Here is a 24,589-nt window from a genome sequence, read left to right as displayed (position 1 = left end):
TTCCTGACGACAAACTGCATTTCAGCTCATCTTTCCAAGGAACTCACGCATGTTATCGCGGAAGCCTCTGGTACATTTCACTTTCTCTCCAGTGCTGAGATGCACGATATATTCACCGTTAAAATAGGATTCCAGCTCAGAAATATAATTTACGTTGATGATGAAGGAGCGGCTTACTCTGATAAAGTTTGCCGGGTCGAGCCGTGCTTCAAGGCTTGACAGGCTTTCGTAAATGGTATGCATTTTGGTTCCAACATGCAGCGTAATGTAATTCCCATTTGCATCAAAGTGGCTGATTTCATCCGTTTTCACCAGAAACATCCGGCCTGTTTCTTTTACCAAAACCCGTTTTAAATAGTTTTCGCTGGGTTCAGCCACCTGTTTCCCCATCAGTTGTTTTACAAGTTCTTCCATCCTTGGCTGGGCCTTATTGCTGATACGTTCCTTGATTCGCCCAAGCGCCTGATGAAAGCGCACCTCGTCAAAGGGCTTAAGCAAATAGTCGATGGCGTTCACTTCAAATGCCCTTAATGCGTATTGGTCAAAAGCAGTGGTAAAGACGACATACGGCTGGTGGTAAGGCCAAATTTCTTTTAAAACCTCAAAGCCGTCAAAGCCGGGCATTTGAATATCCAAAAAAATGAGATCGGGCCGGTGCTGAAGTATTTTCAGTACCGCCTCTGTACCATTGGATGCTTCGTCCACAACATGTACGGAAAAGTCCGTTCCGAGAAAGGTGCGAATCACTTCACGTGCCAATATTTCGTCATCAATGATGAGACAGCAATACGTCATCAGTTGTTTTAATTTTAGAGTTTTGTCTGGTTTGGAAGTTGATGGTCACCACGGTGCCGCCGGTGTCGGGGTGCTCGACCATTAATTTTGCTTCTTTTCCATACGCCTGTTTTAATCTTGATTCGGTATTTTTCAAGCCTAGTCCCATACCCTGCGGGTTCTTGCGATGTTTGGCTCCTACACCATTGTCCACGATTCTGATCGTGAGTGAACGACCGTCTATTTTGCTCGAAATCGCAATAAGGGCGTCCGTAGTCAGTTCGGCAATGCCATGTGTAATCGAGTTTTCAACCAAAGGTTGCAGAATGAGCTGCGGCACACAGCAAAGTTCTGAGGCCGGGTCAATATCATATGCCACGTGCAGGCGGTCCTGAAAACGAATCTGTTGGATGGATAAATATTGCATTGTCAGTTTGAGCTCTTCGCGCAAGGGAATGAAGTCGGCCTTTTGATTCACCAATACCGCCCTTAACAGATCGCTCAGGGTCATGATCATCAGGGTTGCTTTTTTCGTGTCCTGTTTGATCATCAGGCTCACCACCGAATGGAGCGTATTAAACAGGAAGTGTGGGTTCAGCTGCATTTTGAGCGATTCGAGTTGCGCATTGGCAAGCTGGCCCTGCAGTTGCTCATTGGCCAGTTCTATCCTGAAATGTTCCTCCTGCAAAGCCTGGTAACGGTAAATGTATGATACCTTGTTGAGACCCACAACCAGCAGCATGTATTGTCCGAAACTTGCGGTATAGGAAACACAAAACGAAAGCAAATATTTCTCAAAGGGGATAGATACGCCAATAAACCAATGCATTACGGGATTGGTGAGGTAAAAGTGGATCACATTTACAAAGATGTTCAGGAAGGTGACGATCAGGAAATGATAAAACAACTGCCTCACCAGCGGTTTTTTCCGATCATGGAAACCAAGCGGAATTTTCAGCGAGGCATACAACACGAGGGGAGAGGTCGCACACCAGAATAAGCCGTCGAGAAACCAGATGAATGCCTCATGATAGCCCATACCCGAACCTTCGCTGAGCATCCAGAGCATAGTGAGCTGACCAAAGGTCATAAATGCAAAAATGCTCCAGTAGCAAATGGAATATAACCAGAATTGCCGTACCGTTATAGGTAGTTTGGATTGATTCAGCAAACGTTGAACAAACTGCATGTCATGGATGATTTCAGGACGGCGTCAAATTTTCCTTAAGTTTTGTAATTTCTCTTAAAACTGCAACCGGTACGTTAGCCAACCGGTGTTTCCCAAGTCGCAAATGTACCACTGCCGGCACGCGATTACATTCAATTTTATCCGAAATCCATACCCGGACATTCAAACGGTTGTTTGACTTGTTTAACCCGAGTCAGGCAAATCATTTGCAGGTGCCCGTGCAGTGATTTTTTTCTGAACGCAGCAGCTGCAATATTTGTCTGTTTAGGAATGGTATTTATCAATTTGCAGATGCTTATCTTAACATTTAGGATACAATTTTTTTACTGAGGCCTTCCAACCATTGCAGGGCAACTGGAATCATACCAGGAATGCCTCATTTTGCACGGATCTGAAAAACTTATAAATATGCCTACCGCCAATTTACCCTGGGTCGAATCTCCCTTTTTTGAAGAAATTTTGAAGTCCAAAAAGCTGACCGAAGAACAGCATAAATACGTTACAGAATATCACAACAATGGCTTTGTGGTCGTGCCCGGGCTGTTGCCTGAGGCACTTGTGGACCGAACCCGCAAAGACGCAGAGGAAAAGGCCTTTAATCCTGACTTTCCAATATCTACGCAGCGGGACGACCGGCGGATTCAGGATTTCTGGAAAGTGTCCGAAGCATGTAAGGAACTAGCCTGTTATCCGCCGTTGCTGGAATTTTTGCAGCTATTTTATGATCGTAAACCGATTCCGTTTCAAACTTTGAATTTCAGGTTTGGTTCTCAGCAGCGTGCTCATTCGGATACGATCCATTTTAGCTCACTGCCTGCCCGGTTTATGTGTGGTGTGTGGGTGGCGCTCGAAGACATTACCGAAGAAAATGGTCCGGTGTTCTATTACCCCGGTTCGCACCGGCTGCCGGAATACGATTTTTCGCATATTCGCAGTGAGGCTGAAACACCTTCCTATTCAAATTATGTTGAATATGAAGACTTTATTGAAAAAATTGCAGCTGTTAACCAGTTCGAGAAAAAGCGGTTTCTTGCCAAAAAAGGTGACCTGCTGATCTGGTCTTCAAACATTATTCATGGGGGCACTCCGGTTACCAGAGAAGGTGCTACACGCTGGTCACAGGTAACCCACTATTTCTTCGAGGACTGTTATTATTATACTCCCATGCTCTCCAACATGGTGACCCGGGAGCTTTTTCTGAGGTGGAATCTGGAAAATATTGAAACAGGGGAAAAGGTGGTACAAAACTACAACGGCAGGCAACTCCACTATCAGACCAATGATAAAAAGTTGTTCAATCTTCTTTTTAATAAACCCAGAGTTTTTAAGCACGTATTCAATATGCTAAGGGGCAAAGAGTAGTTTATTGAATGCTACCGGTTTTGACATTCTAAAACGGTTCACAACTTTTTCTTCGGTTTCGATATGCTGCGGGATTCTGGTTGAATCGTTTTCGGAACAGGCGGTTGAAGTTGGACAGGTTTTTGAAACCCGATTCGTAGCAAATTTCCAACACGGACAGTTCTGTTTCGTTCAAAAGCCTGCATCCTTCATTCAGCCTCATTTCGATGACAAAGTTGAGAAAGGGTTTTTGCGTACGCGATTTGAAATACCGGCAAAATGCGGATTCAGATAAATTTACAAGCCGGGCGGCGTCACCTGTGGAAATGTTTCCTTTATAATTCGTGAGGGCATATTCCAGCACCCGGTTCATTTTTGCGCTGTCCAGTGCATTTACCCCACTGATCTCATCAACAGACACGGGCTGTAAGTCTGTTGATTCGGACAAGAGCTCAAAAATCCGGACCAGGCCGGCCAGTTTGGCAACATTACCGCAGCACAGCATATCCAGCATGATTTGTCGGATCTTATGGCGTGTATCTCCCAGGATCATCAGGCCGTTCATGGACAGTGACAAAATCCTTTTCATTTCAGCCATTTCCGGGCTATTGAAAAAGTCCTTACCCAAAAAATCGTCCACAAACTGGATCACAACCGAACTTGGTTTGATTGTCGCGCCTGGTTTGTAAAAACTGTCATCGGCTTTGAACAGATGTGGTACGTTTTTCCCGATCAGCGCAAGCTCACCCGCTGTGTAGGACGAGAAGTTATTGCCAATGAACCTCATTCCGAACCCTGTTTCACAGTACACGAGCTCATATTCCTGATGAAAGTGCCAGGGCGTTTCGAAGTAGGGCGATTGGTAGCGGTTAACGATAAATGAATTCCCCTCGGAGTTGGGCAGTTTTTGGAAAAGAGCTGCTTTGTTTAAATCAATTTTGGTCAATTTAGTATCGGTTAAAGTCGATTTGTGGTGGAAATATAGAACAATGAGTGGTTTATTTGTATTTAAATTGATCTGAAATTTAATCTATCGATATTATACTGACTTAATTATGCTGACAGGCAAAGGCATTGTGATTATCGGGGGAACTACCGGCATCGGATTGTCGGCTGCAAAAGCCTTCGTGAAAGCAGGGGCCCGGGTAGTTTTGGTCGGGCGAAATCCGGCAAGTGCGGCAGAGGCCGGACAGTTGTTGGGCGACTCAGCTGTGATATATGTTGGCGATGCTGCCAATGAGCTTACTGCCGTGGAAGCCATTGAGCTGTGCGTCAATACCTTTGGGCGATTTGATGGCTTGTATCATGTGGCCGGTGGGAGTGGCAGGAGATTTGGGGACGGGCCGTTGCATGAACTCACTCTGGAAGGATGGCAGCGCACGTTTGATCTGAATCTTACCAGCCTGATGCTTTCAAACCAGGCGGCTGTAAGAAAATTTAAATCAATGAATCAACCTGGCGTGATCCTTAATATGAGCTCGGTGCTGGGCTTTTCACCCTCACCAAAATATTTTGTGACCCATGCCTATGCAGCCGCAAAGTCTGCAGTGATTGGCTTTACCAAGTCCATCGCCTCGTACTATGCATCCGACAATATCAGAGTGAATTTGCTGGCGCCTGCTTTGGTCGAAACGCCTATGTCGGCCAGGGCCAGTAACGACGAAGCCATTATGCGTTTTGTAAAAACCAAACAACCACTTGACGGTGGCAGAAATGGGAAACCGGAAGATCTTGATGGTGCTGCCGTTTACTTTATGTCGGACGCATCCAGGTTTACCACCGGGCAAACCCTCTATGTCGATGGTGGGTGGGCACTTTCCGAAGGCCAGTACTTAAACATACCCAAGGAATGAAAGCAGCGATCGGGATAGATCTGGGTGGGACCAATGTCAAAGGTATTTTGCTTTCGGAAGAAGGTGAAGTACTCGAGCAGCATTACATGCCTACCAACGAACATGATGGTCAGTGGAAAGCACGGATACTGGCCATGGTCAATCATTTGCGACAAGTCCACGGAGAGCCAATTGAAGCAATCGGATTGTCGTCGCCAGGATTTGCGAATGATGCCAATAAATGCATTGAATACCTGCCTGGGCGCTTACCGGGTATCGAGAATTTCATCTGGGAGGACTATTTCGGCACAACCACATTCGTAATGAACGACGCTCACGCTGCTTTGATAGCTGAAGCGAAATTTGGTGAAATCAGAGGTTTTAAAAACGCAATTTTGCTTACGCTGGGTACCGGAGTGGGTGGTGGCATACTCATCAATGGAGAGCTTTATCAGGGACTTAGCCAGATGGCGGGACATTTCGGACACACTTCCATCAATCCGTCGGACGATGAGCTGAGCATACTGGGTATACCGGGAAGTCTGGAATATGCAATTGGTAATTACTCCATCAAACGCAGGTCACTGGGGAAATTCCAGTCGACACAGGAGCTGGTGGATGCCTTTTTGCGGAATGAGCCCTTTGCCACCTGGCTCTGGCTGGACCTGGTGCGTAAGCTGGCAATAGCAATCTCCTCGTTCGGCAATTCGTTTTCTCCCGAAATCATCGTGCTGTCCGGCGGAATAACCAATGCAGGTGAAAGTTTATTCAGTCCATTACAGTCATTTGTGGACCTCTACGAATTCCGTCCAAAGGGCAAAGTCATGCCCATCAAACAAGCCAGATTTAGTGACCTTTCGGGTGCAGTGGGAGCAGCTGCATTTGCATTCAGTAAAATATAAAAATCGTATTTAATGTCATATACACAGGAATATTTACAAAAATGTAAGGAACTTGTTGAGCAGGTTTCCGTTCAGGAGGATGAAATAAAGAAAGTGGCGTCCCTTTTTGCAGACGCGATTCTGGCCGGACGCATGGTGCATGTCTTCGGGAGTGGCCATAGCCGGATCATGGTCGAAGAAATGTGGCCACGGTACGGATCTTTCCCTGGTTTTAATCCGATCGTGGAATTGTCGCTGACATTTCACAACCTGGTGGTAGGGGCCAACGGACAACGTCAGGCGATGTTTTTGGAAAATGTACCCGGATTGGCTCAACAGATCCTCCGGAATTTCGATCTGTCCGATCTGGATGCAGCCCTTGTGATTTCGTCTTCTGGCTGCAATGTGGTGCCTATCGAAATGGCCGAATTGTTTCAAAAGGCCGGAATAAAAACGGTGGGTATCATTTCCAGAAAACACTCGGAGGTAAGTACCAGCAAGCGGGCCGATGGGAAGAAGCTTCAGGACTTCTGCGATGTTGTGCTCGATTCAGGGGCACCCATTGGCGATGCCATGGTGAAGATCGAAAATCTGGATACGCCGGTAGCACCCGGATCCACGGTGGGTTCATGTATGCTGATCAATTGTATCAAAGCAGAAGTGGCTCACCTGCTTACGCAAGCGGGCCGTCCTCCGAAAGTGCTGACAGCCGGTGCGGTGGTAGGTGCCGAACGGGCCACGGAACTTTTTCAGGCCGCCTATGACGAACATGCACACAGGATTTCAAAGATGTATCGACAAGTAGGCATTCCCAGTTATGTTTCAGAAGGTAATTGAGGATTGTGACCATCAACCTTTAACCCGTTATCATTTTACCCCTTAGCCCATCCAACAACTAACCAGTCAATTGAAATGCAACCTATACCTATAAAAACAACTGTTGTAGGCTCCTGGCCTTTCCCGGGCTGGCTCGAATTCGCGTCCGAAAATCTGGACAAATTTGGTCCTGCTGATATCAATGAAATGATAGAGGACGCTGTGGTCAATGCCATTCATGATCAGGTTTCTGCCGGACTGGATGTCATCTCAGACGGAGAACAGACCCGCCTTGATTTTAACTTATCGTTTTACGGATTTATCAAAGGCATAGCGCCCAACCATGAAGAGACACGTAAGTTTGGCCCTCCGGCCCACGACCAAAGAGGTAAACATACCATCGTGGAGGCCCTGACCGCCCCTAAAGGCCTGGGTGTGGTGGAAGAATACAACCGGTTGAAGCGGCTGTCCCCGAAGGACAAGATACTGAAAGCCTCTGTTCCAGGGCCTTATACGCTTTCGGGACGGATGTTGCCGGGGGAGATTTATAAGGATCGCTGGGAAATCACAGAAGCCATTCTGCCCCTTGTTGCCAGGGAGCTGGAAGGTCTGGTGGCTGCGGGCGCTGAGGAAATCTGTATTGATGAACCCTCCATGTCCTGCTATGCCTACAAAGAAGATACCAAAAGGTTTGTGGATATTTTTAACCGGACCGTGAAAGGCATCGTTGGGAAAACCCGCATCGGTACACATTTGTGTTTTGGCAATTACAAAGGACGTTCCGTAGGTAAAAAGTCCATTGCCCCCATGTTGCCCGATTTTCTGGATCTGACCGTTGATGAGCTGCATTCGGAAATGACCATTCTTAATTTCTCAGAGATACACTTACTGGAACGTTTTGCCGAGAAAATGGACGTGGCTGTGGGCGTGATCGACGTGAAAAGTTATTACATTGAGACGGTTGAAGATGTACGAGAGCGCATACAAAAATGCCTTAAGTACATTCCTGCTGATAAGCTGGCGGTGGCATCTGATTGTGGCATGTCGCAAACCGCTCGCTGGGCAACCAAACAAAAAATTACAAACATGTGTGAGGCCGCGCGTTCGTTAAGACCGTGAAGTATTGCGCAGCAATTTAGGATTCATGAACCTGATCAAAGCGAAGCAAAAGCATGATGCGCTTTTACACGACATTACCTCGTTCGGAAGTGACAGCACGTTTAAGGTATGGTGGCTTGGGCAGAGTGGCTTTTTGATAAAATGGCAGCATACATGCCTTTTATTGGATCCCTATTTGTCCGACTCGCTTTCGGTAAAATATGCGGATACGGAAAAGCTTCACGTGCGTATGAGTGAACTGGTGATCGACCCGGCCCGGCTGGATTTTATCCACGTGGTCACGTCGAGTCACAATCACACCGATCATCTGGATGCAGAGACGCTGATGCCGATCCTGCATAACAATAAGGATATCATTTTCGTGATTCCGGAAGCTAACCGCTCTTTTGTAGCAGAAAGAGTAAAGTGTGCCCTGGATTTTCCTGTGGGCATGAACGACGGAATGTGTATCGAAGCAGCCGGATTTAAGATAACAGGTTTGCCATCTGCGCATAACAGCGTGGAACGGAACGAGAAAGGCGAGTGTCGGTTTATGGGTTTTGTCCTTCAGTTTGGGGGGTACACGGTGTATCATTCCGGTGATACGTTGTGGTTTGAGGGGCTGGAAGCCTTGTTAAAACCATTTGAACCCGATATCGCTTTTTTACCGATCAATGGCAATAAGCCGGAACGGAAAGTCGCCGGCAACCTCAATCCTCAGGAAGCAGCACAGCTGGGCAAAGCAATCGGTGCTAAACTGGTGATTCCACATCACTACCACATGTTTGCGTTCAATACAGAAGATCCCCGCACTTTTGAAGCGCAATGTCGAAATTATGATGTAAAATACACCGTCCTGGAAATAGGGGAAGGTCTTGAATATCCTGTTCCCGAGTGATGCCAATGCGGATTTTAGGTTGGTATCACTCATTCATTAAATTGCTTCGAAATGCTGTACTTTCGCCCATCCTAAGTCGATCCTGTGTGTGTATCTGTAATAAGAATAAATCCAAATTTTCATCAGAGGGGTACTAATCTTAGCGGAGTCTTCGTATCCTTTGTAAAGCTGTGTAATTTTGGAATAAGCAGATCTCAGCAGGATATGGTTCAACAGAAACGGTTTCGGAAAAACGTCAGTCTCACAGATGCCCAGATCAAGGGCCTCTATGAGCTAAGTGAATTTGATGGCCGGGATCCGGTGGAGCATGCCATGATTGCTATTGACGAATATCTTCGGAAGCAGAACCTTGATTTTACGCCTCCAAAGGAAAAGGATATTTCAGGAGAAATTAAGGAACTTGCTGCCGATACTAAAATTACAGGCGCCTTTTGGCTCACCGGTAAAGTAGATAAATTTGAGTTTTCGGCCCTTTTTCTAAAACTTCCTTCCAAAGCCGCTATCGACAAGGGTCGTATACTGAAGCTTTCGATCTGGGATCCGGCCACGATGGAACGTACTAAAAGTCTGGTTGAATCCTGCATCATAAATTATGATCGGGGGTGGGATATACGCCCCAGCAAAATCGCCGAACCTTATTACAGGAAGGTAATCACGTTGTTGACGAAATCTGCCGACCTCTTTATTCTCGGAAAAGCATCAAAAAGTCATCAAACAATTGCTTGATCCAGACATCCGTTTACAGGTCTCCGGCGCGTGCTTCTTTTTTCTTTCAGCCATTATTTGCACGATTAGATTATTAATTGTGAGTGTCACAGGGAATTTTTAGAGTAAATACGGAATATATTTTCCTTAGTTACTAATTAGCCTACAGCCCGCTTTCGGGGTAGGAGAGCATGCTTTTACATTTCAAACCCAAATCCAAGTATAATGGAAGAAAAGACTACAAATCAACCGAAATCAGCTTCTTCCAGGAGAGATTTCATCAAGGCATCCGGTGTTGCTGCTGCGGGCATCATGATTGTTCCGCGTCACGTGTTGGGAGGTAAGGGGTTTGTTGCGCCCAGCGACAAACTGATTGTTGCTGGTGTGGGCGTCGGTGGCAAGGGGCGCTCTGATATTGCTAATTTTTACAAAAGTGGTAAGGCAGAAATAGGTTACCTGTGTGATGTGGATGATCGAAGTGCGGCTGAATCGGTAAAGAATTTTCCCAAGGCCAAATATTACAAAGACTGGCGTCAGATGTTTGAGAAGGAATCGAAAAATTTTGACGCCGTTTCTGTCTCTACACCCGATCATACGCATGCCGTTGTAGCCATGGGGGCCATGCAACTGGGCAAACATGTGTATGTTCAAAAGCCCATGACACATGATATTTACGAGGCCAGGAAGTTGACCGAGGCAGCAGCCAAATATAAGGTCGTTACTCAAATGGGGAATCAGGGGTCATCCGGTGATGGCGTAAGACAGTTGCACGAATGGTACGATGCCGACGTGATCGGAGATGTACACACGGTTTACATCTGGACCAACCGTCCCATCTGGCCACAAGGTATTCCCTGGCCGTCTGAAAAACCGCCGGTGCCAAAGGAATTGGATTGGGATCTGTGGCTGGGCACTGCTCCGCAAAAAAACTATGTTGATAAATTAATTCCAGGTAGCTGGAGAGGCTGGTGGGATTATGGAACAGGAGCACTCGGAGATTTGGGATGTCACCTGATGGAAGCGCCATTCCGGGTACTGGGCCTGAAATATGCTGTGGATATGCAGGCGAGTGTAAGCAGCGTTTTTACGGACTTTGGCAAAAGAGGACATTTCCCCGACAGCTGCCCGCCGTCGAGCCACGCCACACTTACGTTTCCAAAAACGCCCAAAACCAAAGGTCCGGTGATTATGCACTGGATGGACGGGGGGATCAAGCCGGAGCGTCCCGAAGAGTTGGGAGCTAACGAATTGTTTGGTGATGGTAACAGCGGTATTCTTTTTGTAGGTACCAAAGGCAAAATGATGGCGAGCGAATATGCTGCCAACCCACGCCTGCTGCCACTTTCCCGTATGGAAGAAGTGAAGGTAAAACAAAAGTTTGCCCGTGTACCAGGCAGTGCCGAAGGACACTATGCGCAGTGGGTGGAAGGTGCCATTGCCGGATATGGTAAAATGGAACTGAGCTCTCCGTTTGAGCTTGCCGGTCCTTTAACTGAGGCCATTCTCGGTGCCAACCTGGCTATCAGAGGGGCAGATATGCCGAAACCCAGAGCAAACGGAAGAGGATTCGATTATCCTGGCAGTAACATGAAAATGTTGTGGGATGCTAAAAACATGAAGGTGACCAACTTCGATGATGTAAACCAGTACGTAAAACGCAATTATCGCGAAGGCTGGACATTGGGGGTGTAAGTCGAAATGTGACCGGGTCGCCGGGCGGATGTGAAATGTGACCGGGTGGAGGTGGCCGGTTTGCATGGCGGGTTGGATTTTTTTGTTACGTTTTTATAGTACCAGTCTTTATTCTGGAGCAGGGTGTAAGAACGAAAACTGAAGTGGGCTCACAACATTTTGACGCAATAAAAGCAAATGCCGGAATCCGATCAGATTCCGGCATTTTGCTGTTTTACCAAAAGAGCAGTTTTTATTTTAGTAAACCTTTAAGGTCTTTCGCAAATGACCGGTTTGTAATATTTCAGATCCTCAGGGCGCTCTACAAGGGATTTAACCCCGCTAAGCCTTCCATTATTGAAACCGTTGGCTGGAACTGGTAGCCACAAGCCGTAATTCACCGCATGTCTTACGCGCTTCAATTGTTCCAGGGTAAACGAATTGTTATAGGAAAAGTAATAGTCCATAAAATTATTGGCCTCGTAGCTTTCCCCCGAGCACGAAGTACGCCGGTATCGCTCTGAAATGGCAGAGGAAAGGTTATCGGAGTATTTGCCACGATCATAGTAGCGGGTGTCAGAACAGTAGTCGGGATCGGATGTCGGGCAACCATTAAAGTTACTTCCATTTCCGGAAAACACATGGGCCAGTCCGAGCAGGTGACCGGCTTCATGAGCCAGAATTTCTTCGGTGTCCTGCAGATTAAGATGACTGCCGTTGAGGAAAATGCCAAAGGGCAAAAAGGGTTTCACCCCCCTGGCCAACACGGAGAAGCCAGTCATGGCCTGCGTTACATAGGGATTATAAGCCCAGGAGGAATTGGCGTACGCGCCCGTGATGTTGGGATACACCCAAATGTTCACGTAATGCGTCGGGTCCCAAAATGAATTAAAGGAATCGGTATAAGTATCTTCCTGTTCAAAACTTGTCTTTTGCGAAACAACCCGATCCAGACCCGCCACGGCGAGTGTGCTGCCGTCCAGACCGGTTGTGGCAGGATAAAATTCTACAAATAGGTCTCTGGCATTTTCATCTTTGGTTCTGTTCAGGCGATTATAATTGTTGCGAAAAGCGTTGGTCATGCCGTCTGTAAGGGCCTTTATTCGGGCGGGGGTAAGCTGTGAACGGTTTACCTCATGAAAAATGACAGGTAAACGGATGATGGGGTAACTGGTAGGAGCAACTGCTTTTAATACAACCTGGTTACTCACAAGTCCGAGACCTCTGGCCGTAAATGTATACTCCCCCTGACTGGTCGTGGCAAAGGAGCCATTAAACTGGATATTGTTTGCATACAGGGTCAGTGGCACTTCACCTGTAATTACCTCCGTGCCGCTGAGCAATTCTACCTTGAATTTCAGGCTGTCCGCACCATTTGCAGAGAACTCGCTGCTTGTTCTGTTATTAACGGAAATCCGGATCGTCAGTGTCGCCGGATCCCACACTTTCAGCTGGACCGTATTACTGGTCTTGCCCGCCAGTTTGCCTACCAGATTGAAAGTCCCGGCTTTATTAGGAACAAACGACTCGGAAGCCAGTTTTTCATTATTGGAATAAAAACTAACCGTTTCCTGAGGCGTGGAAATTGATTCCCCATCATTTTCGATGAGTGTCACTGACAATGGAATACTTTCGGTATCCACACCCAGAAAATAATTGAGCTTAGGAGGCGTAGACATTTTCAGCTGACCGAGCTTATCGAACCGATAATAGTCATCGACCGGCAGGAGTTGATCCTGATCACATGCGCTGATCCCGAGCACAATCCACACCAGGATAACCAGTTTATTTGCTAAATATGAAAATAGTTTCATTTGATTATTGTATATGACAGCAAGATGTCATGTGCTGTTGGTGTGCTTTATTTGAGGAAGTTTAATTGAATCAGATCGCCAGCGACAACACGATGGATCTGTTTTTTATTTTAGTTGTGGACGAGACAGCGTTCAGCCCCCCTTCAAATCTCAGCTCAGCCAGTGGCCTGCGTTTTACATAGATTCCCAAGGCGATGGAATAGCCGAAGTCGCTTTTTCTATCCAGGTTTGTGGCCGAGAATACGTCATTTTCCCACGATCCACCAGGTTTCCATTCCGATTTTATGCCCACCCGTTGTGCGTAATATCCACCTAATCCAATGTATGGTTTAACTTTGCCAAAATCATGTTTGAGGATCACCGGAAGCATGCTGAGTTGGACGTATTGTAATTTATTCCGGGTCGGGATTTCAATACGGTCATTGCCAAAGGTTTCTTTTGCACCTTTTGTGATGTAGGACATTTCCACACGGGCATTGTAACGTGGCTTAGTCCACAAATCCATGGCGACACCGGCATGCCAGCCAAGCTGCCTCATGCCACCGGAAGCCTGGCCATTGCCGTGTGTGAAGCCACTTGCGAGCCCCCCAAATCGGACACCCAGATAGTTATTTTTTGAAATGGATGGCTTATCCAGGTTATCCTGAGACTCAATTTCCTGCGCCGACACCGCTATGGAGCAGAACAGTAAAAAGCATGGGAGTAAAAGACGCATGAAGGTATTTTAAGTTTTTGATGAAAAAAATGAATGGATAAGTTTACCAAAATGGCTGACATAATCGCTAATCTCTCACAGATATACGCGCAAAACGAACAAAGGTCATTTTCAAAGGGTAAGAATTGTTAGTTTGGTTTTTTTAAGGGTATGTATCTAAACGAAGGAAACCGCCCTGAAATGTATAGTTGAGCTTGAAAAATAGTTGTGTCATCTCATAGTCAGTCGGACCGCTAGGGATTGGATTTTACGCAAATTCATTGTTGTTTGGTCGGTTTCCTTCCAGAATCAGTATCTTAAATACCCATTCATCATTAACCTTCTTATTCATGTCAGTCCGGTTGGTCGTTTCTAAGTTCTTACCCATACTTGCACTTTATTTAGGTGTTGTCCATTCTGTACTTGCCCAATCCGGAAGGCAGCTTGTTGATATTGGCGACAGGAGGGAAATTTTCGTTGACCACCATTTACTCGAAAAACTGGATGGCGTCCGCCTGGCCTTACATGCCCCTCGCAATGAAGGGGCCGTTCTCTACTTTGATAAACCTTGGGAAGGAAGTTTCAGTGCCTATTGCACTGTGATCAGGGATGGGAATATTTTTAGGGCGTATTACCGTGGAGTTCCTATGGCCGGGAAGGATGGGAATGACCAGGAAGTCACCTGTTATGCCGAATCACAGGACGGAATCAAATGGACCAAACCGGCTCTGAATATCTATAATGTGGGCGGGTCAAAAGCGAATAATGTGATCCTGGCCCATGCAGCTCCCGTCACACACAATTTCAGCCCTTTTCTGGATAAAAATCCCAATGTGCGTGCGGATCAGAAATACAAGGCAGTGGGTGGGACAGAAAAGAGTGGTCTGGTGGTTTATGTCTCCCCGGACGGCATTCACTGGAAAAAGTTAAGGGATGAAGCGGTATTCAAAAAGGGTGTTTTTGATTCACAAAACGTAGCCTTCTGGTCGGAAAGTGAAGGTAAATATGTGTGTTATTTCCGCACCTGGTCCGATGGAGGTTACAAGGGCTTTCGCTCTGTCAGCCGTACCACATCGAACGACTTTATCAACTGGACCGAACCTGAGGCCATGACCTTTGGTGAAACGCCATTTGAACATTTGTATACGCAACAGACCAGTCCCTATTTTCGCGCACCCCATATTTATCTGGCCATCGGCGCACGATTTATGCCCAATCGGCAGGTAGTGACAAATGAGCAGGCCAAAAAAATGAATGTAAATCCATCTTATTACAAAGATTGCTCTGACGCGGTGCTTTTGTCATCCCGCGGGGGGAATCAATACGACCGTACCTTTATGGAGTCCTTCATCCGCCCTGGTATCGGACTGGTCAACTGGGTGTCTCGTTCCAATTACCCCGCATTAAATGTGGTGCAGACCGGCGATTCGGAAATGTCCCTGTATGTGAATGAGGAATATGCCCAGCCTACTGCTCATCTGACGCGCTACTCCATGCGTCTAGATGGATTTTCATCGCTATCGGGTCAGTTTGCCGGTGGAGAAGTTTTGACCAAAACTTTCACGTTTACGGGGAAGGAACTTGAGATCAATTATGCAACCTCCGCTGCCGGAGAGATCCGTGTAGAAATACATGATGAACATGGGAAGGCCATTCCGGGTTTTAAAATGGAAGACTGCCAGCCTGTAATTGGCAATGAGATCAAAAGAACGATATCCTGGAAGGGCAACGAAAATGTTGCCAATCTGGCTTCCAGACCGGTGAAATTGCGGATTTACATAAAAGATGCCGATTTGTATTCAATCAAGTTTAATTAGGCGCGAAGCCTAACAGAAAATTTTTTATTTCCTGTTTCCCGACTAACCAGCATTAGGATGCAGGATGTGCAGGCTTTATCCATTATGAAATACATCGGAATTCTTTTGCGTGCCATCTTGCCATTAATGGCAACAGGGCAGGTTTTGGCGCAGGCGCTATCCGCACCCCTGGGAAAAAATCTGGACATATATTTGCTGATGGGCCAATCCAATATGGCCGGGCGGGGGAAAATAACCGACGATTATAAAAGCATGTCTGATCCCAGGGTGCTGATGCTGAATAAAGCCAATGAGTGGGTAACTGCGAGTCATCCGCTGCATTTCGACAAGTCGGTTGCAGGCGTAGGGCCTGGCCTTGCCTTCGGTGTGGCTATGGCCGATGCTTCTTCTGGCAGAAAGATAGGGCTTATTCCCTGTGCAGTAGGAGGGACGTCCATTAACAAATGGCTCCCAGGTGCCTACGATTCGCCTACCCGCAGCCATCCATGGGATGACGCTGAGGCGCGGATTTTGGCTGGGATGAAGCAGGGGGTGATCAAGGGGGTTATCTGGCATCAGGGTGAAAGCGACAGTAACCCCGATTCGGCAGCCGTGTACCTCGATCGCCTTTCCTCGCTGATATCCAGGGTTCGTATGTTGGTGAATAATGAAAAGCTTCCCTTTATCGTGGGGCAACTGGGACAATACAAAACCGGATACATGCATATCAATAAGGTGCTGCCTAGCCTGCCGGAAAAGGTGCCACACACGGGTGTGGTATCTTCCGAGGGGCTTGTTCACAACGGTGATGGCATACACTTTGATTCTCCTTCTGCGGATGAATTGGGCAAGCGGTATGCAACCAAGATGAAAGAGATGCGGTAGAAACCGTTTCCTGTCAGCCCTTTTCAGGCCCAAAGCTGGCCCAGATATGTTGCGGAAGATCCCTCACTTTTTCGCCCAGATACATACGGGTAAATCTTCGCTGTTCCCGGAAACCATTTGAAATGGCCCAGTCCATGGCCGCAGGGTTTTCGATAGGAATGTCTATGAATACTGCTCGGCTACTGGTTTGCAGTAAAATAGCATCCAGTACCGCCTTCCCGTCATCAGCCTCGAGGGCAACCGCCGGACCTATTTGAAATGCCCGGTTACCTGGCCGGCCACCCGCATAGGCAGTCAGATTTCCCGTTGTGTCCGATCTTGCTGCCAGTAGGCTGTCTTTCTCTTGGTCAAGATGGAAGATCAGATTTGTCCGGTTTGTGGCAGATATCCGACGATCAAATGCAGGGATTTTCTCATTTACTGGCTGCTTGCGCATGACGTTCGCCGGCGCTGGCAGTAGGTCATTTGTAGCAGGCCGCATGTATCGGATAACCTGGTATTCCTCCATAAATCCCAATTTGCCGTACAATGGCTTTCCCATCTCAGTGGCATCCAGCCGGATCGTTTTTACCTGTCGTTTCTTTAGAAAGTCCAGGGCATGCTCTAGCATTTTTCGCCCCAAGCCAAGTCCTCTTGCGGATTCATCCACAAGAACCATGGCGATCCAGGCAATATCATCAAAGCATAGGGTGGTTGTGGTTGCTACCGGCTTGCCGGCGGCTTCGGCCAGGAAGCAGCCAACCGGATCAAGATCGATGGCGCGTTTCCAGTCCTGCTCCGTTTGGTTCCAGGATGCCTGGCGGACCAGCTCCGTACAGTATGGAAGATCCCCGAAGGTCATTGTTCTGATCGATACAGACGTTTGAGTGATTTGTTTTTGATTTGGCATGGTTTCTTAAATTCCCTTTTTACATGACATACCCATCTTTGGGCAGGATTTTGTCAGGAATCTGTGGCGCCTCGATCAGTTGGAGCAGATTGATCTCAATGGTGCGTGATATGGAGGTCATCGGAGTATCATTGGGGCTGCCTTCAAAAGGGTTTTGCATCACGTAAGATATGCTTTCCACATAGAAAAACAGGGAAGAGATAAGAAAGGTAACCGGAATGGCGATACGTCCAATACTGGCAATGAGGCCCATGGGCAGGATAATGGTAAAGAGAAAGATCGTCAGATGTACAAAAAAACTGTATTGGGTAGGAAAAATAGTGTTTTTGATCCTTTCACATTTACCCATCGCCTCACAAAGGATTTGTAGCGTACGGTCCATATTTTGAAAAAAATGCTCTGTCAATTGCCCTTTCCTGTATCGGCCTGCCACTTCCATTTCAATCAGGTAGAGAATGGCGTTGGGGATGTTGTCATGCCGGGCCACATAGGCCAGCTCTTCTTCGGTAAGGTATAAATTGGCATTGACCAGTACCGGTTCCCGTCTCAGTGAATTACTCAGAGCGTAACACCATGCGATCTGCAGATGGGCGATGTGTTTTATTACCTGATCCTTTTCACCATCTGTATTATCGATAAACGCCAGGGATTGTCTCACCAGTGTTCTGCTTTCATTCACAATGGTGCCCCATATCTGCCGACCTTCCCACCAGCGGTCATAGGCGGAGTTGGTTCGGAAACCGAGTAACAGCGATAGTGCGGTACCCATGATCGAAATAATCGAAATCGGAAATTCGAGAAAATGCCAGTGATGGTATTGGTATAAATAGAAAACCAAGGCCGCATAGGTGGTTACTGCCAAAACACCTACCCAGATATCCCGGAGAAGCCGCCACAACGAAAAAACTTCCTTAACATACATAATAAACGTCTACAGATTTTGAAGCGAAAGATAGCAGAATTTACCCAACGAAGATCATTTCATGCCTGATTGGATAAATTAAATTTGCGGCCCGTTATTTAAACAAAAGTCGATTCCGCAATGGTGATTTTTGAGGCCGATTTTGTACACTTAATTGTATAAGCCGGATCAATATCTGCCTGTCCACCAGTAATTCTCCACGAAAGAAAATGAGGAGGACATGAATCAACAAGCCGTCCCTCGTACTAAGGGGCGGCTTGTTGATTCAAACAGAACAATTCAAACGAAGTTGATCGCTACGAATCGGGCATGGCCCGGATTAATGGTCAAGGTTGTCGCCTGCCAGGCGGATCTCTCTTTTTTTCTTTTTGCCCATACTGAATTTTTCAATCAGTACAAATAGAACCGGAACCACAAATATAGCCAGTGATGTGGCGGCAAGCATGCCCCCAAATACAGTCCAGCCGATGGTCTTGCGGGATTCGGCCGCTGCTCCGCTGGCAAACGCCAGAGGCAATACCCCAAGTATAAAGGCCAGAGAGGTCATAATTATGGGTCTCAAACGCAGCTGCACCGCCTCCAGCGTGGCTGCGACCAGTTCCATGCCACCATCTACACGTTCCTTTGCAAACTCCACAATCAGAATGGCATTCTTGGCGGCCAGACCGATCAGTGTGATTAAACCAATTTGTGCATAAATGTTATTGGACAAATTGGGCAGCAAAGTAAGTGTGATAATGGAGCCCAGTGCACCGATAGGTACTGCAAACAGTACCGAAAACGGAATGGACCAGCTTTCATAAAGCGCCGCCAGGAACAGAAATACGAACACAATGGATATGGCAAAAATGGTAGTCGTGCTGCTTCCTGCCTTAATTTCTTCACTACTCATTCCTGAGAACTCATAGCCGTAGCCACCGGGCAGGGTAGAGGCAGCCACTTCCTTGAGAGCCGTAATGGCTTGTCCGCTACTGAATCCGGGCTTGGGTGTTCCGTTGATTTCCACAGAACGGTATATATTGTAGTGGGAGATCAGTGCCGGATTTTCTACCACTTTACTACTCACCAGCGCACTGAGCGGTATCATGTTACCTTCCCGGTTGCGCACATAAAATTTGTTGATCTGATCCAGACTGGATCGGAAGCTGCTGTCTGCCTGCACCATGACCCGGTAGTTCCTCCCATAGAGGTTAAAATCATTTACATAAGAGCTACCCAACAGCGTAGAGAGTGAGCTAAAAACATCATTGACCTGTACCCCCAGCTTTTTCGTTTTATCGCGGTCTACATCTATCTGGTAACTCGGCGTTTTGGCATTGAAGAAGGTATAAGCCATGCCTATTTCCGGCCTCTGATTCACCGCTGCCAAAAATTTTCGGGTAACGCCTTCAAACTGCTTGATGTCGTCACCGGTGGTGGTTTGCTGCAGCTGAAAGGTAAACCCGGAGGTTGCGCCCAGTCCCGGAATGGCCGGCGGCGCAATGGCCAGAATACGTGCCTCCTTAATGCCAGCCGTGCGTTTCTGTATCTCCTTGATTACCGCCTGAACATGGTGCTCGGCTCCTTTGCGCTGCGCCCACGGGTGCAGGTTGACAAACATTGTACCCACGTTGGACTTGTTGGAAAAGCTGATCACGTTCAATCCGGCAAGTCCACCCACGGTACGGATCTCGGGAATGGAGCTGATCTTTTGCATAATGTCTTTCATCATGGCAATGTTACGGGTCGTAGACGTGGCTTCCTGCATTTCATAGGTGACAAAAAGCCGCCCTTCGTCTTCCACCGGGATAAAACCGGAAGGTTTATTCTGGAAAAGAAAAACAAGTCCCACAAACAGACAGATCATCATGATGATGACGTATGGAGTGCCCTTGATCCATTTGGCTACACCTCTTGTGTACCCGTGCGACAGGCCGTCAAACCAACGGTTGAACCTGGCAAAGAATTTTTCCAGAAGATTTTTCTTTTCGCCTTCTCCTTTGGAAGGTTTCAGCATCATGGCACACAATGCAGGCGTCAGTGACAGGGCAACAAAGGCGGATAACAATACCGAAACCGCAATGGTAATCGCAAACTGCTGGTAAAGCCTTCCAACGATTCCGGGAACAAAACTCACGGGAACAAATACTGCAGCCAGAATAAGAGCGATCGCAATCACAGGGCCTGAAATCTCCTTCATCGCTTTCACGGTGGCTTTCTTAGGTGAAAGTTTCAGGTGATCGATATTGTGCTGCACCGCTTCTACCACCACAATGGCATCATCTACCACAATCCCGATCGCCAGTACAAAAGCAAAGAGGGTCAGGGTGTTGATTGTAAAACCAAAGGGAATGAAGAATATGAACGTTCCGATCAGGGAAACAGGGATGGCCAGAATGGGAATCAGCGTGGCCCGCCAGTTTTGCAGAAACAGAAACACGACGATGATTACCAGGATCATGGCCTCTGCAAACGTCTGAAGCACTTCTTTAATGGATACCCGTACGACGGAGGCTGTTTCCACCGGAATGATGTAGTCTATATCTTTAGGAAACGTTTTTTTCATTTCCGTCAGGGCTTTCATCACACCGTCGTAAGTGTCCAGTGCATTGGCTCCCGGTGCCTGATAGATCAACACAAAAGCACCCGGCTTCCCTTCCACCAGGGCATTACTGGCATAGTCGAATTTTCCGAGCTCCACCCGGGCGATGTCTTTCAGGTACACCACACTTCCCTGGGCAGGTGAGGCCCGCACAATGATATTTTCAAATTGTTCCTGGGTGTTTAGCCGGCTGTTGGTCAGTACACTGTATTCAAAGCTCTGTGTACCGGGTTGCGGGTTTCCACCTATGGTCCCTGCTGCAACCTGTAAATTCTGCTCTGCAAGCGCTGCCGATACATCAGCTGGCGTCATTTTTAAGCTGGCCAGTTTGTCGGGGTTGAGCCAGATACGCATGGCAAAATCATCCGCCCTGGAAATGATATCACCGACCCCTTTTACCCGTTGGAGGGCGTCTTTGATATAGATGTTGGCAAAATTCCCGATAAATTGTGCATCATGGGTACCCTTGGGGGAATAGAATGCGAGGGCCATCATAATGCTGGGCTGTCTTTTCCTCACAGTCAGTCCAAGGCGTTTAACTGCATCGGGTAAGGCTGGTTCCGCTACACTTACCCGGTTCTGAACGTCAAGTGCGGCAATGTTCACATCCGTGCCCACGTCGAACACCACATTGATACTACTCTGTCCGCTGCTGGTACTGTTGCTCGACATGTAACTCATGCCGGGGACACCGTTCACCTGCGTTTCAATGGCCGTCGTGGTGGTCTGCTCGACGGTCTGGGCGTCGGCTCCGGTAAAGTTGCCCGAGATCGTTACCGTAGGAGGGGTAACATCCGGATACTGCGCTATGGGAAGCGTTGTCAATGCGATGAGGCCAACAAGCACGATCACTATCGAGGTGACGATCGCCGTGATCGGTCTTTTTATAAAAATATCTGCAATCATTCTTTTAAAGTTTTAATAACCGAAGGAGTGGAAGAGGTATCTTACCTGGTGGTTGCTCCACCCGGCGACGCCACACGGGCCGTATCGGTTTTGATGGTCACGCCTTCACGTAGGTTCTGTACACCCTCCACGGCAATTTTTTCACCCTCTTTTAAACCCTCCTTTACGATAATGTTTGTTCCAACAGGTTTGCCGAGTACCAGTCTTCTTTGGCTAACTTTGCTGCTGTCACCAGCCACGTAAACGAAAAATTCTCCCAGTTGCTCTGTAACCGCTTTATACGGAATGATAATTGATTTTTCCGATGCGTTATTCAGCACCCTTACCGTTCCGGTCATGCCTGCCCGCAACAGATTATCCTTGTTGGGGAAGATTAACCGCGTTTTTATCGATCCGGTTTGCGGATCCACGGCCCGGTCGATCAAAGAAAGCTTACCCGGGTAAGGATATATTTCACTTCCAAATGCCAGTGTAAATGTGGAATCAGAGGCAGCCGACTTTTTCAGCATGCTGGTGAACCGGAATATTTCTTTCTGATCCACATTAAAGTCAACGGCAAGTTGTCCGTCGGTCGACACCGTGTTCAGTAAGGTTTGCCCGGCTGTTACGGCGGCACCCACTTTCACAAGCGAGATACCGATCACCCCTGTAAACGGAGCGTATACTTTGGTGTAACGCACACTGGTCTGAACGGCTGAAATACTCGCTTTTGCGGCGTCGGCCTGTTTTTTAGCCACTTCCAGTGCAGCATCAGCATTGTCGACGAGCTGCTTGGCAACAGCATCGTTTTTATCCAGCTCATGGTAGCGGTCGGCATCCTTTTGCGCTTTGCCTACATTGGCTTCCTGTACTTTCAGATTGGCCACGGCCTGGTCGTAGTTGGCGGCATAGAGCTGCGCATCAATGGAGTAGAGTAGCTGGCCTTTGGAAACCCGTGCCCCATCCTGAAAATGAACCCCTGTGATAAAGCCACTCACCTGAGGGCGCAGCTCCACCACATTCAATGGTGTGATCGATGCCGGGTATTCGTCATAATAGGCCGCATCTCCGGTGGTGACGTCATGCAAGGTAACGGCTACGGCCGGTGGCGGACCTGCCTGCTGTTGCTGATCTTTCTTCCCGCAGGATTGCAGGGTCAATGCGGCAAATGCTGCCAGGTAAAATTTTGTGGAATTTATGAACATATTTTCAATGTGGTTATCTGCCTTCCATAGAGATGGTACTCCATGGTATTGTCCTTGTTTTTCTAAAAATTGAGTTGTCCAAGTGCTTTTTGTACGTCAATCTTGCTGGCCAACACGTCAAAAAGTGCATTGGAATAGTTGATCCGGGCCAGCCGTAGATCTGTTTCGGAGGTAATGACTTCCAGATAGGTCTTGATGCCAGACTTATACTGAAGCTGAATGATATCGTATACCTCTCGGGCAAGGTCCACATTTTCCTTCTGAGAAAGCAGGTTGGCCAGACTGCTTTTGTAATTGGCGATGGCAGCGGTATATTCCGAATTTACATTCAGCTGCAGATTTTTAATATCCAGATCTACGCGTCTTACCTGCCATTCGGCCACGTTCAGGTTGGCCTTACGCTTGCCTCCCTGATAAAGGGGTAAAGCCAGGGTGATTGCTGCAAATGAATTGGGATAGTTTCTTCCATAGAGATCAATGAAAACATTATTCTGGAAGTTCATGTTGTATGCGCCATTGAGTGCCACCGTGGGCAGGTAGCTCCATTTGTTGTAAAGTACATTGGCCTCCAGCAGCCGCTTCTGCGTGTTGAGTAGTTGATATTCGATTCGGGTCTGAAAATCAGCGTTTTGTAAGGTATCAAGCAATATCTCACGCTCCATCTGAAGGCTGTCGTAGCGGATTGTAAAGTCCTGATTTAAAGGGTATCCCATCAATGTTTTGAGGTATTGCATCTTGGCCTTCAGGAGTTCTTCGTTGCTTTTTTTCGCAGCTTTCGTATTGTTCAGCGAGATAGTAGCCCTTTTAAAATCGATCTTGTCGGTAATGCCAGCCTTATACTGATTATTTGCATCTTTCAGGCTGCGCTCAATCCGGAGTATATCTTCTGTTGTTACCTGGATTTGCTGGGTCGTAGCGAGCACATCGTAGAAGGCCTTTGATACATTTACCGTCAGATCGGTCTTGTTGTAAACGGTGTTCTGGTTGGCCTGAAGCTGCACATCTCTTTTGGTGCGGTTGGCAAGCAAGACATCCTTGTTGAAAATCTGTTGATTCAACAGAAACTGTGCAGCGGAAATATTATTAACCCCAAACCGTACCGGATTTCCGCCGATGATGCTGGTTTGTAAAATAAAATTGTGCTGCAGGTTGTAGTTGAAATTGATCTGGGGATACCAGTCTGCCAGTTTACTGCGAATCTGACTTTCCGTGATGCGCTCGTCAATGACCGACTGCTGGATAGAAGGCTGATTTTTCAGCGCGTATTGAATGACATCCTGCAATCCGGCGCTGGTAAGCACAGCACTTTCGGTACGGATCGTACTCCGATACAGTGAATCGGATTGCGCAAAAAGTAAATGTTGGGGCTGTAAAAAAATGAACGCTGTACCCAGAACCAAAAGAATCTTTTTTTCTGTCTTGTACCTATAACTCATGCAGGTAAAGTTTTTAAATAACATTTGTAAATGTGGTGATCATGGACTGGTTCATTACCTGCCAGACTGTTTCTCCTGACCAACGGCAAGAGGCAAAACAATCCGAAAACAGGGAAATGCATTTCGGGAACTTAGTAAAACACTATGTAACAAATGGTGACATAAATGAAAATACTTGTCCCTGCTCCGCATCCGTAATTGTATTTAAGAAGGTATTTGGAAGCGAATTAGTTTCATCATTTTCTCAAATGAATGATATTATCACGCTGATAATTGG

At 47.2% G+C, this 24,589-nt stretch carries 20 protein-coding genes; 10 read left to right on the top strand and 10 right to left on the bottom strand.

Features of this window, described 5'->3' with window-relative positions; translation table 11 throughout:
• Nucleotides 1-21 precede the first annotated feature (21 nt).
• Nucleotides 22-795, bottom strand: coding sequence for a LytR/AlgR family response regulator transcription factor (locus DYADSP32_RS05460; protein ID WP_149243663.1), 774 nt, complete (start codon nucleotides 793-795; stop codon nucleotides 22-24).
• Nucleotides 770-1,963 carry a sensor histidine kinase gene (locus DYADSP32_RS05455; protein ID WP_414617537.1) on the bottom strand — a complete coding sequence of 398 codons (1,194 nt, stop codon included), beginning with the start codon at nucleotides 1,961-1,963 and terminating at the stop codon, nucleotides 770-772. The genes DYADSP32_RS05460 and DYADSP32_RS05455 overlap by 26 nt, the downstream gene beginning before the upstream one ends.
• A gap of 408 nt (nucleotides 1,964-2,371) precedes the next feature.
• Here DYADSP32_RS05455 and DYADSP32_RS05450 point away from each other — a divergent pair, with 408 nt between their 5' ends.
• The gene (locus DYADSP32_RS05450; protein WP_149243664.1) at nucleotides 2,372-3,325 is read left to right on the top strand and encodes a phytanoyl-CoA dioxygenase family protein; all 954 of its coding nucleotides are present in this window, start codon (nucleotides 2,372-2,374) and stop codon (nucleotides 3,323-3,325) included.
• 28 nt (nucleotides 3,326-3,353) lie between these two features.
• On the opposite strand, the gene DYADSP32_RS05445 is transcribed toward DYADSP32_RS05450, so the two are convergent.
• A complete protein-coding gene (locus DYADSP32_RS05445) occupies nucleotides 3,354-4,250 on the bottom strand; it encodes an AraC family transcriptional regulator (RefSeq protein WP_414617536.1) in 897 nt (298 codons plus the stop codon).
• Nucleotides 4,251-4,359: 109 nt separating this feature from the next.
• Here DYADSP32_RS05445 and DYADSP32_RS05440 point away from each other — a divergent pair, with 109 nt between their 5' ends.
• The 7 genes from DYADSP32_RS05440 (at nucleotide 4,360) to DYADSP32_RS05410 (ending at nucleotide 11,226) form a co-directional block, all read left to right on the top strand.
• Entirely contained in the window at nucleotides 4,360-5,157 is a 798-nt protein-coding gene (locus DYADSP32_RS05440; protein ID WP_414617535.1) for an SDR family NAD(P)-dependent oxidoreductase, read from the top strand.
• Nucleotides 5,154-6,038 (top strand): ROK family protein, encoded by an 885-nt coding sequence (locus DYADSP32_RS05435; protein WP_149243667.1) that lies wholly within the window; start codon nucleotides 5,154-5,156, stop codon nucleotides 6,036-6,038. The genes DYADSP32_RS05440 and DYADSP32_RS05435 overlap by 4 nt, the downstream gene beginning before the upstream one ends.
• A 12-nt stretch (nucleotides 6,039-6,050) precedes the next feature.
• A complete protein-coding gene (locus DYADSP32_RS05430; protein WP_149243668.1) occupies nucleotides 6,051-6,854 on the top strand; it encodes an SIS domain-containing protein in 804 nt (267 codons plus the stop codon).
• A gap of 75 nt (nucleotides 6,855-6,929) precedes the next feature.
• Nucleotides 6,930-7,952, top strand: a complete 1,023-nt coding sequence (locus DYADSP32_RS05425) for a methionine synthase (RefSeq protein ID WP_149243669.1) — start codon at nucleotides 6,930-6,932, stop codon at nucleotides 7,950-7,952.
• A 25-nt stretch (nucleotides 7,953-7,977) separates the two neighbouring features.
• Nucleotides 7,978-8,829: an MBL fold metallo-hydrolase gene (locus DYADSP32_RS05420; RefSeq protein ID WP_149243670.1), complete on the top strand. Its 852-nt coding sequence runs from the start codon at nucleotides 7,978-7,980 to the stop codon at nucleotides 8,827-8,829.
• 204 nt (nucleotides 8,830-9,033) lie between these two features.
• Nucleotides 9,034-9,555 (top strand): hypothetical protein, encoded by a 522-nt coding sequence (locus tag DYADSP32_RS05415; protein ID WP_414617534.1) that lies wholly within the window; start codon nucleotides 9,034-9,036, stop codon nucleotides 9,553-9,555.
• A gap of 204 nt (nucleotides 9,556-9,759) precedes the next feature.
• Nucleotides 9,760-11,226, top strand: a complete 1,467-nt coding sequence (locus DYADSP32_RS05410; protein WP_149243671.1) for a Gfo/Idh/MocA family oxidoreductase — start codon at nucleotides 9,760-9,762, stop codon at nucleotides 11,224-11,226.
• Nucleotides 11,227-11,474: 248 nt separating this feature from the next.
• On the opposite strand, the gene DYADSP32_RS05405 is transcribed toward DYADSP32_RS05410, so the two are convergent.
• Nucleotides 11,475-13,019, bottom strand: a complete 1,545-nt coding sequence (locus DYADSP32_RS05405) for a M43 family zinc metalloprotease (RefSeq protein ID WP_149243672.1) — start codon at nucleotides 13,017-13,019, stop codon at nucleotides 11,475-11,477.
• 70 nt (nucleotides 13,020-13,089) lie between these two features.
• A complete protein-coding gene (locus DYADSP32_RS05400) occupies nucleotides 13,090-13,734 on the bottom strand; it encodes an outer membrane beta-barrel protein (RefSeq protein ID WP_149243673.1) in 645 nt (214 codons plus the stop codon).
• A gap of 329 nt (nucleotides 13,735-14,063) precedes the next feature.
• Between DYADSP32_RS05400 and DYADSP32_RS05395 the strand changes: the two genes are divergently transcribed.
• Nucleotides 14,064-15,530 carry a hypothetical protein gene (locus DYADSP32_RS05395; protein WP_149243674.1) on the top strand — a complete coding sequence of 489 codons (1,467 nt, stop codon included), beginning with the start codon at nucleotides 14,064-14,066 and terminating at the stop codon, nucleotides 15,528-15,530.
• An 84-nt stretch (nucleotides 15,531-15,614) separates the two neighbouring features.
• Complete coding sequence (locus tag DYADSP32_RS05390) at nucleotides 15,615-16,394, top strand: sialate O-acetylesterase (RefSeq protein ID WP_414617533.1); 780 nt, start codon at nucleotides 15,615-15,617, stop codon at nucleotides 16,392-16,394.
• Nucleotides 16,395-16,407: 13 nt separating this feature from the next.
• Here DYADSP32_RS05390 and DYADSP32_RS05385 read toward each other — a convergent pair whose 3' ends face one another.
• From DYADSP32_RS05385 to DYADSP32_RS05365, 5 genes are all read right to left on the bottom strand, one after another.
• Complete coding sequence (locus DYADSP32_RS05385) at nucleotides 16,408-17,283, bottom strand: GNAT family N-acetyltransferase (protein WP_149243676.1); 876 nt, start codon at nucleotides 17,281-17,283, stop codon at nucleotides 16,408-16,410.
• 19 nt (nucleotides 17,284-17,302) lie between these two features.
• Nucleotides 17,303-18,205 carry a bestrophin family ion channel gene (locus DYADSP32_RS05380; protein WP_149243677.1) on the bottom strand — a complete coding sequence of 301 codons (903 nt, stop codon included), beginning with the start codon at nucleotides 18,203-18,205 and terminating at the stop codon, nucleotides 17,303-17,305.
• Nucleotides 18,206-18,524: 319 nt separating this feature from the next.
• Complete coding sequence (locus DYADSP32_RS05375; protein WP_149243678.1) at nucleotides 18,525-21,692, bottom strand: multidrug efflux RND transporter permease subunit; 3,168 nt, start codon at nucleotides 21,690-21,692, stop codon at nucleotides 18,525-18,527.
• Between the two features lie 41 nt (nucleotides 21,693-21,733).
• The gene (locus DYADSP32_RS05370) at nucleotides 21,734-22,876 is read right to left on the bottom strand and encodes an efflux RND transporter periplasmic adaptor subunit (protein ID WP_149243679.1); all 1,143 of its coding nucleotides are present in this window, start codon (nucleotides 22,874-22,876) and stop codon (nucleotides 21,734-21,736) included.
• 62 nt (nucleotides 22,877-22,938) lie between these two features.
• Nucleotides 22,939-24,312, bottom strand: a complete 1,374-nt coding sequence (locus DYADSP32_RS05365; RefSeq protein WP_149243680.1) for a TolC family protein — start codon at nucleotides 24,310-24,312, stop codon at nucleotides 22,939-22,941.
• Nucleotides 24,313-24,589: the final 277 nt, after the last annotated feature.

The sequence above is a fragment of the Dyadobacter sp. 32 genome (assembly GCF_902506755.1).
GTDB lineage: Bacteria > Bacteroidota > Bacteroidia > Cytophagales > Spirosomataceae > Dyadobacter.
This window is presented reverse-complemented; position numbering and strand designations above follow the sequence as displayed.

What these genes read in the sequence shown, in the direction of transcription:
- DYADSP32_RS05450 (WP_149243664.1), top strand. Translation starts at nt 2,372, where the DNA reads ATGCCTACCGCCAATTTACCCTGGGTCGAATCTCCCTTTTTTGAAGAA.
- DYADSP32_RS05365 (WP_149243680.1), bottom strand. Translation starts at nt 24,312, where the DNA reads ATGAGTTATAGGTACAAGACAGAAAAAAAGATTCTTTTGGTTCTGGGT.
- DYADSP32_RS05455 (WP_414617537.1), bottom strand. Translation starts at nt 1,963, where the DNA reads ATGCAGTTTGTTCAACGTTTGCTGAATCAATCCAAACTACCTATAACG.
- DYADSP32_RS05410 (WP_149243671.1), top strand. Translation starts at nt 9,760, where the DNA reads ATGGAAGAAAAGACTACAAATCAACCGAAATCAGCTTCTTCCAGGAGA.
- DYADSP32_RS05380 (WP_149243677.1), bottom strand. Translation starts at nt 18,205, where the DNA reads ATGTATGTTAAGGAAGTTTTTTCGTTGTGGCGGCTTCTCCGGGATATC.
- DYADSP32_RS05370 (WP_149243679.1), bottom strand. Translation starts at nt 22,876, where the DNA reads ATGTTCATAAATTCCACAAAATTTTACCTGGCAGCATTTGCCGCATTG.
- DYADSP32_RS05425 (WP_149243669.1), top strand. Translation starts at nt 6,930, where the DNA reads ATGCAACCTATACCTATAAAAACAACTGTTGTAGGCTCCTGGCCTTTC.
- DYADSP32_RS05440 (WP_414617535.1), top strand. Translation starts at nt 4,360, where the DNA reads ATGCTGACAGGCAAAGGCATTGTGATTATCGGGGGAACTACCGGCATC.
- DYADSP32_RS05400 (WP_149243673.1), bottom strand. Translation starts at nt 13,734, where the DNA reads ATGCGTCTTTTACTCCCATGCTTTTTACTGTTCTGCTCCATAGCGGTG.
- DYADSP32_RS05420 (WP_149243670.1), top strand. Translation starts at nt 7,978, where the DNA reads ATGAACCTGATCAAAGCGAAGCAAAAGCATGATGCGCTTTTACACGAC.
- DYADSP32_RS05385 (WP_149243676.1), bottom strand. Translation starts at nt 17,283, where the DNA reads ATGCCAAATCAAAAACAAATCACTCAAACGTCTGTATCGATCAGAACA.
- DYADSP32_RS05405 (WP_149243672.1), bottom strand. Translation starts at nt 13,019, where the DNA reads ATGAAACTATTTTCATATTTAGCAAATAAACTGGTTATCCTGGTGTGG.
- DYADSP32_RS05390 (WP_414617533.1), top strand. Translation starts at nt 15,615, where the DNA reads ATGAAATACATCGGAATTCTTTTGCGTGCCATCTTGCCATTAATGGCA.
- DYADSP32_RS05375 (WP_149243678.1), bottom strand. Translation starts at nt 21,692, where the DNA reads ATGATTGCAGATATTTTTATAAAAAGACCGATCACGGCGATCGTCACC.
- DYADSP32_RS05395 (WP_149243674.1), top strand. Translation starts at nt 14,064, where the DNA reads ATGTCAGTCCGGTTGGTCGTTTCTAAGTTCTTACCCATACTTGCACTT.
- DYADSP32_RS05460 (WP_149243663.1), bottom strand. Translation starts at nt 795, where the DNA reads ATGACGTATTGCTGTCTCATCATTGATGACGAAATATTGGCACGTGAA.
- DYADSP32_RS05435 (WP_149243667.1), top strand. Translation starts at nt 5,154, where the DNA reads ATGAAAGCAGCGATCGGGATAGATCTGGGTGGGACCAATGTCAAAGGT.
- DYADSP32_RS05430 (WP_149243668.1), top strand. Translation starts at nt 6,051, where the DNA reads ATGTCATATACACAGGAATATTTACAAAAATGTAAGGAACTTGTTGAG.
- DYADSP32_RS05415 (WP_414617534.1), top strand. Translation starts at nt 9,034, where the DNA reads ATGGTTCAACAGAAACGGTTTCGGAAAAACGTCAGTCTCACAGATGCC.